The sequence below is a fragment of the Bradyrhizobium sp. WSM4872 genome (assembly GCF_055811715.1).
This window is the reverse complement of the sequence record NZ_JBVVPT010000017.1, coordinates 61,373-77,197: the sequence shown is the minus strand read 5'-3', so window position 1 is coordinate 77,197 and position 15,825 is coordinate 61,373. Positions and strand designations below refer to the sequence as shown.

Here is a 15,825-nt window from a genome sequence, read left to right as displayed (position 1 = left end):
CCAGAGAGATGAGATGACCAAACTCGTGATCCGCGCCGGCGACTTCACCTTCGATGCCCGTTTCGAGGAGCAAGCGGCGCCCAAGACTGTCGCCGCGTTCCGCAAGGCGCTGCCGTTCGAAAGCCACATCATCCACGTGCGCTGGAGCGGCGAGGGCGTGTGGATGCCACTCGGCGACCTCGATTTCGGTGTCGGCTACGAGAACCACACCAGCTATCCCGCGCCCGGGCAGATCATCCTCTATCCCGGCGGCATCAGCGAGACCGAGATCCTGATGGCCTATGGCGGCGTGCACTTCGCGAGCAAGATGGGCCAGCTCGCCGGCAACCATTTCATCACGCTGACCTCTGGTCTGGAGAATCTGGCGACGCTCGGCAAGAGCGTGCTGTGGAAGGGCGCGCTGCCGATCCGCTTCGAGGAAGTCTGAGTGACTGAGCCCCGCTACCCGCGCGATCTCCGCGGTTACGGCCGCAACCCGCCGCACCCGCAATGGCCCGGCAACGCGCGGGTCGCGGTGCAGTTCGTCGTTAATTTCGAGGAGGGCAGCGAAAACAACATCCTTCATGGCGATGCCGCCTCGGAAGCGTTTCTGTCCGACGTGCTCGGCGCGCAGCCTTGGCCTGGCCAGCGCCATGCCAATATCGAATCGATGTTCGAATATGGCTCGCGGGCCGGCTTTTGGCGGCTGTGGCGGATATTCAGCGAGCGGCAGTGGCCGACCACCGTGTTCGGTGTCGCCACAGCGCTGAAGCGCAATCCGGAAATCGTTGCCGCCATGAAGGAGGCGGGCTGGGACATCGCCAGCCACAGCCTGAAGTGGATCGAGCACAAGGACATGACCGAGGCGCAGGAGCGCGCGGAGATCGCGGAAGCGATCCGCGTCCACACCGCGGCGACCGGCTCGCGGCCGCTCGGCTGGTATACCGGACGCTCCTCGATCAACACCAACCGTCTGTTGATGGAGGAGGGCGGCTTCCTCTATCTCAGCGATTCCTATGCCGATGATCTGCCCTATTGGGTCAAGGGCGCGAGCGGCAAGCAGCTCGTCATTCCCTATACGCTCGACGCCAACGACATGCGCTTCATCAACCCGCAAGGCTTTGCCGAAGGCGAGCAGTTCTTCACCTATCTAAAGGATGCCTTCGACGTGCTCTATGCTGAAGGCGAGAGCGCGCCGAAGATGATGTCGGTCGGCCTGCACTGTCGTCTCGCCGGCCGCCCCGGCCGCGCGGCGGGGCTGATCCGCTTCCTCGACTACATCGGCAAGTACGAGCGCGTCTGGGTGCCGACGCGGTTGCAGATCGCACAGCATTGGCACGACAAGCATGCGGGCCTTGCGGACGATGCTTTCGAGATCGGATAGGGAAGCAATGTCACAGATCGCCTTGTCTGATCTCAATGCTGCGAGCTTCGATGAATTCGTGGCCGCACTTGAAAACGTGGTCGAGTACTCGCCTTGGATTGCCCAAGAAGCCGCGGCGCGCCGTCCGTTTGCCGGGATCAATTCACTGCTCGACGCGATCAAGGCGGCGATCGCTAGCGCTGAGCCCGAGGTGCAGCTGGCGTTGATACGCGCGCATCCCGACCTCGCGAACAAGACCCAGCGCGCAGCGGGACTCACGCCTGACTCGACTGCCGAGCAGAGCAGCGCTGGTCTAGACCGTCTGTCGGACACCGAATATGCGGCCTTCGAGCGGGCGAACAATGCGTATCGCGAAAAATTTGGTATCCCCTATATCGTCTGCGCGCGCCGGCACACCAAGGATTCCATTCTGCGTGACTTCGAGTCGCGACTGCAGAACATTGCCAAGACCGAGACACGCCGTGCGCTCGAGGAAATCTCCCGGATCGCTGCGCTGCGGCTGGACCAGCTCGTCAGTGCTGACGACAAGCTGAAAGTGCACGGCCGACTCTCGACCCATGTGCTGGACAACCACGCCGGCAAGCCTGCGCCAGGCATTGCGGTCGAGCTGGTCGAGCTCGCGCACCTCGGCGAGAGCCGGGTGATTGCGCGCACCATCACCAATGCGGACGGCCGCACCGACCAGCCGCTGATCGGCGGCCGGCCGCTGCCGATCGGCCGCTATGAGCTCCGGTTTGGCGTCGCCAAATATTACGCCGAACGCAACGTGCCGCTCTCCGACCCGCCGTTCCTCGACGAGATCCCGCTGCGCTTTGCGATCAGCGAGCCGGAAAGCCACTATCACGTGCCGCTGCTGGTGACGCCGTGGAGCTATTCGACCTATCGCGGCAGTTAAACATGTTGCACGGATGAGGCGACCGCTGCTGCATCCGCTTCTGCCGCTGCACCGCCGCTCAATCCGTTGAAGAAGGCGTTGAGCAGCACCGAGACGATCGCACACAGCAGGATGCCCGACTCCAGCAGCGGCTGCAGATCATGCGGCAAATTCCTGAAGAAGCCGGGTGCGGCGAGCGGGATCAGGCCGAAGCCGATCGAGATCGCGACGATGAAGAGATTGTAGCGATTGGTGCGGAAGTCGACCGAGGTGAGGATGCGTGCGCCGGTCGCGGCGACCATGCCGAACATCACGAGGCCGGCGCCGCCGAGCACGACCAGCGGCACGGCCTCGACCAGCGCGGCGAGCTTCGGCAACAGGCCGAGCACGAGCATGATGCAGCCGCCTGTGATCGTGACCCAGCGCGAGCGCACGCCTGTCACCGAGACCAGGCCGACATTCTGCGAGAACGACGTGTACGGGAAGGTGTTGAAGATGCCGCCGAGCAGCGTGCCGACGCCGTCGGCGCGCAAACCTCGGCTCAGGGCTTCGCGGTCGACCGTCTTGCCGGTGATGTCGCCGAGCGCGAGGAACATGCCCAGCGATTCGATCATCACGACGACCATGACGACGCACATGGTGATAACAGGCACCAGATGGAATTGCGGCATGCCGAAGCGGAACGGAATCACGACGGCGCCCCAGGACGCCGCAGCGACCTTGTCGAAATGCATCACGCCCAGGATGGTCGCGAGCACGGCACCGGCGATGATGCCAAGCAGCACGGAGACGTTGGCGAGGAAGCCGGTGCCCCATTTGATCAGGCCGAGAATGAACAGCAGGACGAACAGCGAGATGCCGAGCCCCTGCAACTGTCCGTAGGCCGGATTGGGAAAGCTGCCGGCGACGCCGTCGACCAGCTTGGTTAGCGTCGGCAGGCCGCCGCCCGCCCAGTTGATGCCGACCCGCATCAAGGAGATGCCAATGACGAGAATGATGCTGCCGGTGACGACGGGCGGGAACAGCGGCAGCAGCCGGCTGACGAACGGCGCCGCGACAATGCCGAACAGGCCGGCCGCGATCACCGAACCGTAGATGCCGAGCAGGCCGATGTCGGGTGAAGCCGCCATCGACAGCATCGGACCGACGGATGCGAAGGTCACGCCCATCATCACCGGCAGTCGGATGCCGACGCCGGCAAAACCGAGACATTGCACCAGCGTCGCGAGCCCGCAGGCGAACAGGTCGGCGCTGATCAGGAAAGCGACATCCTCCGGCGGCAGCTTCAGCGCGCGCCCGATGATCAGCGGCACCGCGACCGCGCCGGCATACATCACCAGCACATGCTGGAGACCGAGCGCCAGCAGGCACGGGACCGGCAAGACCTCGTCGACGGGATGCACTTCGCTGGTCATGGATGAATCCCCCGAAATATGCCTATCCGAATTTATCGTGCAGCGCCGGAAACAGCCGGTCCGGCTTGAAGGGCGGCGCCGTGAAGCGGATGCCGGTGGCGTCCGCGATCGCGTTGCCGAGCGCGGCGGCGACCGGATTGTACGGACTCTCGCTCATCGACTTCGCCCCCAGCGGGCCAATCGTGTCGGAGGTCTCGGCGAAGAAGACCTCGGTGCGGGGCACGTCGGCGAAGGAGGGCAGGTGGTAGTCGCGGAATTTCGGGTTGGTGACGCGGCCGTCCGCGTCGATCACCATCTCCTCGTAGAGCGCGGCACCGAGCGCCTGCGCGACCCCGCCTTCGACCTGACCGCGGCACTGCATGGGATTGGCGACGACGCCGGCGTCCGCCGCATGCACGCTCCTGAGAATCCGGAGCTCGCCGGTGCCCTTGTTCACGGCGACGCGAAAGCCGTGCACGTTGAAGCCGACCGAACGCGGCGTGCCGCCGGAATTGCCGGCGCCTGCGAACGGCTGTCCGCGTTCGCGCGCGAGCTTTGCCAGTTCCGCAAAGGACATGCGCCGCACGCCACTGACGACGGCTTCGCTCTCGAGGGTGCAGCTCCCGACGTCGCAGAGCCATGCGCCGGCGGCGGCCGCCTTCAGCTCGGTCGCAAGCTGCATGGTCGCGGCATGCGTCGCTTTGCCGGCGACGAACATGCCGGCGCTGCCATAGGCGCCGGTGTCGTGGCCGCCATGGGCGGTGTCGGACTGGCGCAGGCGGATGCGGTCGACGGTGGTCGCAAGCGTGGTCGCCGCGATCTGCCGGTGCACGGTGCTGGTGCCGTTGCCGAATTCGGCGGTGCCGACGGTGAGATCGAAGCTGGCGTCGTCGTTGAGCGTGACCATCGCATCCGCGAGATGGCCCGCCGGGGGCACCGTGTCGATCATGGTCAGCGCGACGCCGTCGCCGATCAGCCACTCCGGCGACAGGTCCGGCTGTGGGCCATCAGCCTGCATCGCGCGCTCGACGAGGTCGAGGCACTGGTCGAGCCCGTAGGAGCCGTAGTGCACATCGTGAAATTCCGACGGCGGCGGCGACAGCATGGGGTCGCCGGGCTTGACGACGTTGCGCCGGCGCATCTCGTAAGGGCTGATGCCGAGCTGCTTGGCCAGTTCGTCGATCGCGGCCTCGACCGCGATCAGTGTTTGCGGCAAGCCATAACCGCGAAACGCGCCTGCCGGCACCGTATTGGTGTAGACCGCGTAGCCGTCGACCCGCTTGTTCGGGCAATTGTAGACGCTGATGGATTCGGCCAGCGAGTGGAACATCACGGGGCCGGCGTGATTGCCGTAGGCGCCGGTGTTGGAGAGCACGTCGAGCTGGAGCGCCGTGAGCTTGCCGTCCGCGTCTGCCCCGGCCTTGACGTGGACCCGCATCGGATGCCGCGTCGACGTTGCGACGAACTGCTCCTCGCGGGTGAGCTCCAGCTTCACCGGCCGTCCGGTCTTGAGCGCGGCGAGCGCCAGAATGTCCTCGACGAACATCTCCTGCTTGCCGCCGAAGCCGCCACCGACGCGCTCGCAGAACACGCGGACCTTGTCCATGGGAAGCTCGAAGATATCAGACAGTGCGCGCCGGGTCAGGAACGGCACTTGCGTCGAGGTGCGAACGTTGAGCACGCCGGAAGCATCGAGCCAGGCGAGGCCGCCATGGGTCTCCAGTGCGGCATGCTGCACACGGTGACTATGGAAGGTGCCCTCGAAGGTGGCGGCGGATGTCGCGAGCGCAGCCGCCACGTCGCCGAATTCGCCATGCGTCTCCGCGGCGAGGTTGCGCTGGGCGTCGGCAACACGGTTCGCGGTGGTGCGGTCGGGATGAATGACGGGTGCACCGGGCGCCATCGCCTGCTCCGGATCGACCAGCGCGGGCAAAATCTCGTAACTGACCTTCAGCCGGCGGCATGCGTCCTCGGCGGCGGCTTCGCTGTCTGCGACGACGGCGGCGACCTTCTGGCCGATGAAGCGGACGATGTCGTCGAGGACACGGGTGTCCTCGGGATCCATCCAGTCCTTCTCATGCCGCGCGGTCGACATCAGAGTAGTTGGCGCATCCTCATGCGTCAGCACCGCGTGCACGCCGGGAACGCTCAGCGCTTCCGACTTGTCGATCGCGACGATCCTGGCGTGGGCGTGGGGCGAACGGAGCAGCTTGATATGCAGCAGGCCGCCGATCTGCGTGTCGAACGTGTAGCGCGCCTTGCCGCGCACGACGTCGGGGCCAGCTGGCGCCGGCAGGCTGCGGCCGAATGCGGCGCCAGCCTCGACGCTCTCCTCGACATTGGTCTTGCCGAGCAACGCATCCTCGATCGAACGATACCCGGTGCAGCGGCAGATATTGCCCTTCAGTGCCACGCCGAGATCGGTGCGCTGCGCCTGGTTCAGCGAGGCGCAGGTCAGGATCATGCCGGCGGTGCAGAAGCCGCACTGAAAGCCTTGGGCGTCGAGGAAAGCCTGCTGCATCGGGTGCGCGCCGCCGTCTCCGCCCAGACCTTCGATCGTGGTGACGGCACGGCCTTCGGCGCGGAACGCCGGGATCAGGCAGCTATGCACCGGCTCGCCGTCGAGCAGCACGGTGCAGGCGCCGCAATCGCCGGCGTCGCAGCCCTTCTTCACGCCGAAATGGCCGAGCTCGCGCAGGAACGTGCGCAGGCACTGGCCGGCGCGTGGCTCCTGCGGAAACGTCGTGCCATTGACCTCGAAGCTCATGACGGCGGTGCTCCGAGGAGTTCGTCGCGGATCTCTTCGGCAAGCCGCAGTGTCATGTGCTTGCGCCAGAGCGGCTTGCCGTGGATGTCGGTGTGGTACAGGTCGTGCGTGATCTGCTGCGCGATGGCCTCGCGAAGTGCTTTCGCGTCGGGTGGCTTGGGGAAGGACAGCCGGATCGGCCGCACCGTCGACGCGGTGACTGTGAGCGCCAGCGTGCCATCGGCATCCAGACTGCCGATCAGGAGCGCCGCCGAGCGGCCGACCGGCGCGAGCGAGATCTGGCGAAACACCGTACGACGCTTCAGCGCGGCGATCGGAATATCGATCTGCCGGAGCAGATCCCCTGGCGCCAGACGGTTGCGTTGGTTGCCGGTGACGAAGTCGACGACGGGCATCATCTGTTCGCCGCCGCCGGCCTTCCAGATGGTGCAGATGCCCTCCAGCGCAGCGGTGAGCGAGATCATCGGTCCCGCCGGCAGCGACATGCAGAGATTGCCGCCGACGGTTGCCGTCTTCCATATCTTGAACGAAGCCAGGAAGGCGCGGCAGCACTGGTTGATCAGCGGTGCCGCGAACCAATCCGGTGGGTAGGCGAATCCATCGAGCTGCGCGACGGTGCAGGTGGCTGCGATGCTGAGATGGCTCTCGGTGACCGTCAGCGCCGACCATTTGAGATCGGTGAGATCGATGAGCCTGGTCAAGTGAACCTGCGGCTCCGAGAACAGCCAGGTGCCGCCCGCGAGCCAAGCATCGCCTGGCGTCCAAACGGGCAGCTGCGCGCGCGTTTGCGGATGGGCGACCGCTGTGATGGTATTCAAGTCCATGGCGAGGCCAACGCTTCCAACGAGTGAATCGAGCCAGGAGAAAGTCTTGCAAGACGAGCGCCAAGTCGCAACAACAAGTCGCAGCAAAACGCGACCAGACCGGCCCCTGCCTTGCAGGCCTGTCGTCAGCGGATGTGAGGAGAGCAGTTTCATGAGCGACGCAAAGCCGATCTGGATCAGGGATCCCCTGGCTGTCCTCGCCGATGGCGCCGAGCGCGGGATCGTGGTGAAAGGCGGCCGGGTCATCGAGCTGGTGCCGGCCGGCGCTGCGCCCGCAACCGCTGACGTCGCGGTGTTCGATGCCGGCGACCACGTCGTGCTGCCGGGCCTCATCAACACCCATCACCATTTCTACCAGACGCTGACGCGCGCGCTGCCGGCGGCGATGGACCGCGAGCTGTTTCCCTGGCTCCAGGCGCTCTATCCGGTGTGGGCGAAGCTGACGCCTGATGCGCTCGAACTCGCTGTCACGGTGGCGATGTCCGAGCTGCTGCTGTCGGGCTGCACCACCACGACGGATCATCACTACGTCTTCCCCGCGGGCCTCGAGGAGTCCGTCGACATCGAGGTCGAAGTCGCAAAGCGGCTTGGTGTTCGCGTGCTGCTCACGCGCGGCTCGATGAACCTGTCGCAGCGCGACGGCGGTCTGCCGCCTGATAGCGTCGTGCAGGACGAGGACACCATCCTCGCCGACAGCGCGCGCGTGGTGGCGAAATATCACCAGCGCGGTCCGGATGCGATGGTACAGATTGCGCTTGCGCCTTGCTCGCCGTTCTCGGTAACGACGTCCCTGATGCGCGCCACCGCAGAGCTTGCCGGCAAGCTCGACGTGCGCCTGCACACCCATCTCGCCGAGACCGAGGACGAGAACAAATTCTGCCAGCAGATGTACGGCTGCCGCCCACTCGACTATCTCGAGCAATGCGGCTGGCTCAACGCGCGGACCTGGCTCGCCCACGGCATCTTTTTCAATGCCGACGAGATGAAGCGGCTCGGCAGGGCGAAGACGACGATCAGTCATTGCGCCTGCAGCAACCAGCTCCTGGCCTCCGGCTGCTGCCCCGTCTGCGAGATGGAGGAGGCCGGTGTCGGCATCGGTATCGGCGTCGATGGCTCGGCCTCGAACGACGGATCGAACCTGATGCAGGAGGTGCGGGCCGCGTTCCTGCTGCAGCGGGCGCGCTACGGGGTGACGAAGGTCAGTCACAAGGATGCGCTGCGCTGGGCCACCAAGGGCTCGGCAGCCTGCGTCGGCCGGCCGGAACTTGGCGAGATCGCCGTCGGCAAGGCGGCCGATCTCGCGCTGTTCAGGCTCGACGAGCTGCGCTTCTCCGGCCATGGCGATCCCCTGGCCGCGGTCGTCCTGTGCGGGGCGCATCGGGCCGACAGGGTGATGGTGGCAGGGAAATGGGCCGTGATCGACGGCGCGATCCCCGGCCTGGATGTGGCAGACCTCATCCACCGCCACAGTTCGGCGGCACGGGCCATGCAGGCTGGATGATATCCAGGCGAAAATAGAAAGAGGGGGCGACCACAAGTGCCGGGTGCTTCTGGCCACCCCCTCCGAACCTCCTCCGGGAGGAGCAGGTGATTTAGACGATGCAAGAAGCGTGCTACTTGCCCGGCAGCTTGTCGTCGATGCCCTTGACGTAGAAATTCATACCGAGGATCTGGCCGTCGTCGAGATTGGCGCCGCCCTTGCACTCGACCGGCTTGCCGTCTTGCCCAAGGACCGGGCACTTGAACGGATGCAGCTTGCCCGCGGTGATCGCGGCCTGGGCATCCTCGGCGATCTTCTTCACGTCGTCAGGCATGTTGGTGTAGGGCGCCATCGCGAACATGTGGCTGTCGAGGCCGCCCCAGCTGTCCTCGGATTTCCAGGTTCCGTCGAGCTCGGCCTTGACCCGGGCGATGTAGTAGGGGCCCCAAGTATCGAGAATCGAGGTCAGCTGGGTCTTCGGCCCGAACTTGATCATCTCGGAATCCTGGCCGAAGGCGAGCTTGCCGCGTTCGCTGGCGATCTGCATTGCCGCCGGCGAGTCCGTGTGCTGCATGATCACATCCGCGCCCTGGTCGATCAGCGCCTTGGCGGCGTCGGCCTCCTTGCCCGGGTCGAACCAGGTATTGGCCCAGATGATCTTGACCTTGATGTTCGGGTTGATTGTCTGTGCGGCGAGGATCGTCGCGTTGATGCCGGAGACGACCTCGGGAATCGGGAACGAGCCGATATAGCCGAGCACGCCGGACTTCGACATCTTGGCCGCGATCAGGCCCTGGATGTAGCGGCCCTGGTACCATTTGGCCGAATAGGTCGACATGTTCGGATTGCGCTTGTATCCGGTCGCGTGCTCGAAATGCACGTTCGGATATTTCTTCGCGACCTTCAGCGTCGGATCCATGTAGCCGAACGAGGTGGTGAAGATCAGCTTGTTGCCGGCGCGGACGAGCTGCTCGATGGAGCGTTCGGCGTCGGGGCCCTCAGGCACGTTTTCGAGAAAGGTGGTCTCGATCTTGTCGCCGAGCTCCTTCACCAGCGCCTGGCGTGCCAGCTCATGCTGATAGGTCCAGCCGAGGTCACCGACCGGGCCGAGGTAGATAAATCCGACTTTCAGCTTGTCGGCGGCGGAGGCTGCACTGACGCTCCCGGCAAGCAAAAGCCCGGCAGCCAGCGCAAGAAGTGATTTCCTCATCATCAATCTCCAAACATCAGGGGAAAGCCACGATCCCCAACGTGCGCGCCCCATCGCGCACGCCGCGGAAATGAAACGCTAGCGGTCAGGCACGAACACGGTGCCAAGCGCAGCCGGTGCGGTGGATCCGCCCGTGCGCGCGCGGGAGAGCAGGACCAGGACGATGACCGTCGCAAGGTAAGGCAGCGCCGACATCAATTGCGAGGGAATGCCGACGCCCCAGCCCTGCGCGTGCAGCTGCAGGATCGTCACCGCGCCGAACAGATACGCGCCGACCACGAGGCGGCCTGGCCGCCAGGACGAGAACACCACCAGCGCCAATGCGATCCAGCCGCGGCCTGCGGTCATGCCCGGAATAAAGAACGGGGTATAGGCGAGCGGCAGATAGGCGCCGGCAAGTCCGGCGCAGGCGCCGCCGAACATCACCGCGAAGGTGCGGATGCGCAGCACGGGATAACCGAGCGCATGCGCGGAGATATGATTGTCGCCGCAGGCGCGCAGGATCAATCCTGGCCGCGTGCGGTACAGGAACCACCACACGCCGATGACCAGCGCCAGCGAGAAATAGACAAAGGCGTCCTCGCCGAACAACACGCGGCCGACCAGCGGGATGTCGGTAAGGCCGGGAATGTTGAGATGCAGCGCCGGCGTGATGCGCTCGCCGACGAAACCGGCGCCGATCAGGCCGGAGAGTCCGACGCCCAGGATGGTCAGCGCCAGCCCTGTCGCAACCTGGTTGACCGCAAGCCCGAGCGCCATCAGTGCGAAGACCAGTGACATCAAGGTGCCAGCGACCATGCCGAACAGTGCGCCAATAAAGATCGAGCCGGTCAGCCACGCACCTGCAAAGCCACATGCGGCGCCGACGATCATCATGCCCTCGACGCCGAGATTGAGCACACCGGAGCGCTCGGTCACGAGCTCGCCGGTCGCAGCGATCAGGAGCGGCGTCGAGGCGGCGAGCACCGCGAGGATGATGGCTTCAATGAGTTCCACGAGCCACCTGTCGGTTCGGGAAGACCAGCTTGAACCGGTAGAGAATGAGGGAATCGCAGGCGAGCACGTAGAACAGCAGGATGCCCTGAAAAACCTTGGTGACGTCCAACGGGATCTTCATCGCGATCTGCGCCTGCTCGCCGCCGATAAAGGTCAATGCGAGAAAAAGGCCTGCAATTAATATTCCAAGGGGGTTCAAACGGCCGAGAAAGGCCACGATGATCGCCGTAAAACCGTAACCCGGCGAGATGCCGGGCTGCAGATGCCCGACCGGACCCGCGACCTCGATGATGCCGGCGAGGCCGGCAAGCGCGCCCGAGACGGCGAAGGTCAGGAGGATCAACTGGTTGGAATTGAAGCCGCCGAACCGTGCGGCGCGGGGCGCTGCACCGACCACGCGAATCTCGAATCCCTTGATGGTGCGTCCGAGCAGGATCGCCGCCGCGGCGACGACAAGGAGGGCGATGATGGAGCCGAGATGCAGCCGGCCGCCTTCGATCAGCAGCGGCACCGTTGCGACGGGATCGAACTCGGCCGTGGTCGGGAAGTTGAAACCGTGCGGATCGCGCCAGGGGCCGCGCACGAGATAGTCGAGGAAGAGATCGGCGACATAGACCAGCATCAGGCTGGTCAGGATCTCGCTGGCGCCGAACTTCACCTTGCAGATTGCCGGGATCAGTGCATAGAGCGCGCCTGCGGCGGCAGCGAGCACGAGCATGACCGGCAGCACCCAGATGCCGGCGTCGGTGCCCTGCGTCTTCACCGCAATCCAGCTTCCGGCGACGGCGCCGATCAGGAACTGCCCTTCGGCGCCGATGTTCCAGGCATTGGCGAGATAGCAGAGCGATAGTCCGATCGCGATCATCACCAGCGGTGTCGCCTTCACCGCGATTTCCTGGAGCGAATAGCTGTCGGTCAAAGGTGCGATGAAATAGGCGTGCAGCGCGAGCAGCGGATTCTTGCCGAGGATCGCGAACAGGATGACCATGGTCACGATCGTGAGGCCGATCGCGATCAGCGGAGAGATCAGCGCGATCGTGTTGGAGCGCTCGGCGCGCTTCTCAAGCACCAACTGCATGCGCGGCCTCCCTCGGCTCCAGCATGCTGCCGCCCATCAACAGGCCGATTTTTTCGCGCGTCGCCTCGCTGGTGGCGAGCGGCGCAGAAAGACGGCCATGGAACATCACGGCGATGCGGTCGGCGATTTCCGCGAGCTCGTCGAGGTCCTGGCTGGTCACGAGCACGGCGGCGCCTGCGGTTGCGAGATCAAGCAGCGCCTGCCGGATCACGGCGGCAGCACCGGCGTCGACGCCCCAGGTCGGCTGGCTTACCACCAGCACCGCGGGATTGCGCAGGATCTCGCGTCCCACGATGAATTTCTGCAAATTGCCGCCGGAGAGGGATGCTGCTTCCGGATCGCGCTTGGCTTTGCGGACGTCGAACGTCTCGGTTGCGCGGTCGACCGTCTTCAGAGTGGCCGCAGTATCGATAAAGCCGTGATGAACCATGCCGCTGGCGGCGTGGCCGGTGAGCAGCGCATTCTCCGAAAGCTTCATGCGCGGCGCGGTGCCATGGCCGAGCCGCTCCTCGGGAACGAAAGCCGCGCCAAGCTTGCGGCGCTGCGTGATCGAGAGATGGCCGGCAGCAAGGCCTTCGATCACAATCGTGCCGGGATCCTTCGAGAGGCGTTCGCCGGACAGCGCGGCGAATAGTTCGTCCTGGCCGTTGCCGGCGACCCCGGCGATGCCGAGGATCTCGCCGCCCTTCAGCTCGAACGAGATGTGCTCGAGCCGCACGCCATGGGCCTCGCCAGGGGCGAGCGAGAGATCGTTGACGACGAGGCGCGGCACGGTGGTCTGCCGGCCGGCGGACGCCTTCACCTCCTTGATCTCGCCGCCGACCATCATGCGCGCGAGCGACGCGGCGGTCTCAAGCCTGGGATTGCAGGTCTGCACCTTCTTGCCGCCGCGCAGGATCGTTGCAGTGTCGCACAGGCGCTTCACCTCTTCGAGCTTGTGGCTGATATAGAGGATGGCGCGACCTTCGGCCTTGAGCCGCTCCAGCACGACGAAGAGCTGGTCGGCTTCCTGCGGCGTCAGCACCGCGGTGGGCTCGTCGAGGATCAGGAATTGCGGATCCTGCATCAGCGCGCGAACGATCTCGATGCGCTGGCGCTCGCCGACCGACAATTGCCAGACCTCGCGTTTGGGATCGAGCGGCAATCCATAAGTCTTCGACACCTGCTCAAGCCGCGCCGACATGTCCTTGAAGGATTCTTTCCCGTCGAGGCCGAGCGCGACGTTCTCGGCGACCGTGAGATTGTCAAACAACGAGAAATGCTGGAACACCATGCCGATGCCGCGGCTGCGCGCTTCCGACGGACCGGACAGCACGATCGGCTGGCCCTGCCAGAAAATCTGGCCGGCGCTGGGCTGGATCAGCCCGTAGATCGCCTTGACCAGCGTCGACTTGCCGGCGCCGTTCTCGCCGAGCAGCGCATGGATTTCCGTTGGCCAGATATCGATGTCGATGGCGTCGTTGGCGAGGAAATCGCCATAGTGCTTGGTGAGCCCGACCGTCTTGAGGAGCGGGGACTCGCCGGAATGCAGGCTGTTAGCCGTGGGATCCAACATTCGCTGATGCGCTTGCATGGGGTGAAGTGCCTCAATACTGGGCTAGTTTGAACTGCTGCGTAAGGTGTGAAAAAGCGTCATCCCTTGCTCAACGCTTCGGCAGGCAGGTGGGTCGGCGAGTCGCGGCTCTCGCCGGCGGCGATCGTCCTCAGATACCTTCCGAGCAGCCTTTGCAGTCACGGCTTGCGTGTGACGCCTGTTGCAAATTTGTGACGGCTCAAGCCAAATCGGAACCCGCTATGCAGGCTTGGCGTGAAGTTGAGCAGAGACGCGCCATCGAGTGTATGCATTTGCGAACACCTCAACAGTGGCTCCCGCCCGTCTTGTCTGCATTGTCCGGTCGATATGAAAAGGCGAGCGAAATCAAATGGGGATATCCGGCAATGGCCACTCTCGCCCGACGGCGTGGCGGTGAGGTTGGCCTTCCAAATTCGCCGGTGAAACGCAGCGCGCTGTGCAAACAAGCGGCATGCCTTGAAACAAGTTGAGGCTTCTCACTCCGGGAGATCGGCGCAAGTGTCGCACCCAAGGGACGTTCATTTTTACGTGTCCAAACTTGGGGGTATTCAGGATGTCGTTTCGTTTCAAGGCAATTGCAGCAGGCGCGCTGTCACTTGCTACGGTTGCTACCAGTGGCCTGGCTCAGGCGGCGGATCTGCCGGTCAAGGCTGCCAAGAAGGCGGCCGACCTTCCGTTCTTCCTGGTGATCGACGACCGCGTCACCTTCTCCTACATCTTCAACGCCTCGCAGCCCGGTGCGTTCACCAACACCAACGGCGTGATCAACGCCAAGACGACGAAGCAGGTCTACTCCTTCACCCACTTCGATGCCTGGACCTACGGCACCAACTTCTTCACCATCTCGATGTTCAAGTCGGACCACAACGATCCGGCAGGCCCGTGTACCGCCACAGGCGTGGTCGTTTCGCCGGCTGCGGGCTTCGCAGCGACGCCGACGAGCTGTGCCGGCGCGACAGAAATCTACGGCCTTTTCCGCTCGACCTTCGGCTGGAACGAGATCTTCAACACCAAGGCGTTCACGCAGGGCCCGCTGCATAACATCTCGTTCGAGGTTGGCATGGATGCCAATACGGAGAACCGGTATTTCGGCGCTGCCAAGCGCGACGTTGTCGCCGGTCTACAGTTCGCCTTCGATCTTCCCTATAAGGGCTACTTCAACGTCGCGCCGTTGGTGTATTGGGAGTTCGCCAACCACAACTCGTTCTCGCAGTGCGGCGCCGGTTGGTCCGCTCCGTGTATTGCGGACGGCAACACGTCGTTCAAGCCGACCTGGGCGATCGAAACCAACTACTATATGGACCTCGGCTTCCTGCCGCAGAACATGCAGTATTTCTCGATCAGCGGCCGCGCGGCGTGGTACGGCAAGAAGGGCACCGACACTGAGCCGCTTCCCGCCAGCGTCGCCAACGGCGTCTATCCCACCAAGGTCGAGTTCAACTCCGAGCCGATCCGCCTGACCCTCGATGCCTCGAAGGCGGTTTGGGGTGAGAAGTACTCGCACTTCGTGGACGTCTGGGTCGCCTACCGCTATTGGCAGAACAAGTTCGGCCTCGATCACAACAACGCCGTGGCCTGCACCACCCTGGTCGGCGGCGCGAGGGTGAGCACCGGATCCTGCACCGAGTCCTCGCTCTACTCCGGTGTCACTGTGAAGTTCTAACCAGCTGACACGCTTCAGATGACGCCGCGTAAACCTCCGCGGCGTCATCTTCGTTTGTGGATAGGCCGGTGCCGTCAGGCGGCGAACGCTGGGCGAGGCCCCTCGGCGCCGCCTATTTCGTCCACACGCCGTCATGCAACGCTTCGGCCTCGTCTTCGAGCAGCGGCCCTGCAACCTCTGTCGGCCGCTGGCCGCTGGCAAAAACCTCGCGACACGGCAGGTCGAGGGTCGGGTTCTCCGGATGATCGCCGGTGAAGCCGCGCAGGCGGTGCTCGCTGAGGCCATAGATGACACGGCCGATGCCGGCCCAGTAGATCGCGCCGGCGCACATCGCACAGGGCTCGGCGGAGGAATAGAGCGTGGTCCTCGCTAACACCTCGCGTCCGAGCGTGCGGCAGGCCTGCGTGGCGGCGAGGCGCTCGGCATGCGCGGTGCCGTCGTGATCCGGCATATAGCCGTTCTCTGCCTCGATCAGGACCTTGCCTTCGGCATCGACCACGATGCAGCCGAAGGGATGGTTGCCGTGGGTGAGGGAACGGCGGGCGACCGCAAAGGAAAGGCGGAGGAAGTGCTCGTCGCGCTCGGACCCGCCGCTCATCGCTC

General features: G+C 64.6%; 13 protein-coding genes. 5 read left to right on the top strand and 8 right to left on the bottom strand.

Features of this window, described 5'->3' with window-relative positions; genetic code table 11:
• Positions 1-13 precede the first annotated feature (13 nt).
• Genes AC0L3C_RS22175 through uraD form a run of 3 tightly spaced genes read left to right on the top strand, consistent with a single transcriptional unit; the run spans position 14 to position 2,258 of the window.
• A complete protein-coding gene (locus AC0L3C_RS22175) occupies positions 14-427 on the top strand; it encodes a DUF3830 family protein (protein WP_007601448.1) in 414 nt (137 codons plus the stop codon).
• Positions 428-1,363: an allantoinase PuuE gene (gene puuE / locus AC0L3C_RS22170; RefSeq protein WP_473408981.1), complete on the top strand. Its 936-nt coding sequence runs from the start codon at positions 428-430 to the stop codon at positions 1,361-1,363. It begins immediately after the preceding gene.
• Positions 1,364-1,370: 7 nt separating this feature from the next.
• Positions 1,371-2,258: a 2-oxo-4-hydroxy-4-carboxy-5-ureidoimidazoline decarboxylase gene (gene uraD / locus AC0L3C_RS22165; RefSeq protein WP_473408980.1), complete on the top strand. Its 888-nt coding sequence runs from the start codon at positions 1,371-1,373 to the stop codon at positions 2,256-2,258.
• On the opposite strand, the gene AC0L3C_RS22160 is transcribed toward uraD, so the two are convergent.
• The 3 genes from AC0L3C_RS22160 to AC0L3C_RS22150 are packed head-to-tail and all read right to left on the bottom strand — an operon-like array spanning position 2,255 to position 7,222.
• Complete coding sequence (locus tag AC0L3C_RS22160; protein ID WP_473408979.1) at positions 2,255-3,652, bottom strand: nucleobase:cation symporter-2 family protein; 1,398 nt, start codon at positions 3,650-3,652, stop codon at positions 2,255-2,257. The genes uraD and AC0L3C_RS22160 overlap by 4 nt on opposite strands.
• Positions 3,653-3,674: 22 nt before the next feature.
• Positions 3,675-6,398: a molybdopterin-dependent oxidoreductase gene (locus AC0L3C_RS22155; protein WP_473408978.1), complete on the bottom strand. Its 2,724-nt coding sequence runs from the start codon at positions 6,396-6,398 to the stop codon at positions 3,675-3,677.
• Positions 6,395-7,222: an FAD binding domain-containing protein gene (locus tag AC0L3C_RS22150; RefSeq protein WP_473408977.1), complete on the bottom strand. Its 828-nt coding sequence runs from the start codon at positions 7,220-7,222 to the stop codon at positions 6,395-6,397. The genes AC0L3C_RS22155 and AC0L3C_RS22150 overlap by 4 nt, the downstream gene beginning before the upstream one ends.
• A 151-nt stretch (positions 7,223-7,373) precedes the next feature.
• Between AC0L3C_RS22150 and AC0L3C_RS22145 the strand changes: the two genes are divergently transcribed.
• Positions 7,374-8,723 (top strand): 8-oxoguanine deaminase, encoded by a 1,350-nt coding sequence (locus AC0L3C_RS22145; RefSeq protein WP_473408976.1) that lies wholly within the window; start codon positions 7,374-7,376, stop codon positions 8,721-8,723.
• A gap of 112 nt (positions 8,724-8,835) precedes the next feature.
• Here AC0L3C_RS22145 and AC0L3C_RS22140 read toward each other — a convergent pair whose 3' ends face one another.
• From AC0L3C_RS22140 to AC0L3C_RS22125, 4 genes are all read right to left on the bottom strand, one after another.
• A complete protein-coding gene (locus AC0L3C_RS22140; protein WP_027566587.1) occupies positions 8,836-9,912 on the bottom strand; it encodes a BMP family ABC transporter substrate-binding protein in 1,077 nt (358 codons plus the stop codon).
• A gap of 78 nt (positions 9,913-9,990) precedes the next feature.
• The gene (locus AC0L3C_RS22135; protein ID WP_473264906.1) at positions 9,991-10,908 is read right to left on the bottom strand and encodes an ABC transporter permease; all 918 of its coding nucleotides are present in this window, start codon (positions 10,906-10,908) and stop codon (positions 9,991-9,993) included.
• Positions 10,895-11,986 carry an ABC transporter permease gene (locus AC0L3C_RS22130; protein WP_473408975.1) on the bottom strand — a complete coding sequence of 364 codons (1,092 nt, stop codon included), beginning with the start codon at positions 11,984-11,986 and terminating at the stop codon, positions 10,895-10,897. The genes AC0L3C_RS22135 and AC0L3C_RS22130 overlap by 14 nt, the downstream gene beginning before the upstream one ends.
• On the bottom strand, positions 11,970-13,541 hold the full coding sequence (locus tag AC0L3C_RS22125; protein ID WP_473408974.1) for an ABC transporter ATP-binding protein: 1,572 nt from the start codon (positions 13,539-13,541) through the stop codon (positions 11,970-11,972). The genes AC0L3C_RS22130 and AC0L3C_RS22125 overlap by 17 nt, the downstream gene beginning before the upstream one ends.
• 571 nt (positions 13,542-14,112) lie before the next feature.
• Between AC0L3C_RS22125 and AC0L3C_RS22120 the strand changes: the two genes are divergently transcribed.
• On the top strand, positions 14,113-15,222 hold the full coding sequence (locus tag AC0L3C_RS22120; protein ID WP_473264904.1) for a hypothetical protein: 1,110 nt from the start codon (positions 14,113-14,115) through the stop codon (positions 15,220-15,222).
• A gap of 112 nt (positions 15,223-15,334) precedes the next feature.
• Here AC0L3C_RS22120 and AC0L3C_RS22115 read toward each other — a convergent pair whose 3' ends face one another.
• On the bottom strand, positions 15,335-15,820 hold the full coding sequence (locus AC0L3C_RS22115) for a nucleoside deaminase (protein WP_473408973.1): 486 nt from the start codon (positions 15,818-15,820) through the stop codon (positions 15,335-15,337).
• Positions 15,821-15,825 lie beyond the last annotated feature (5 nt).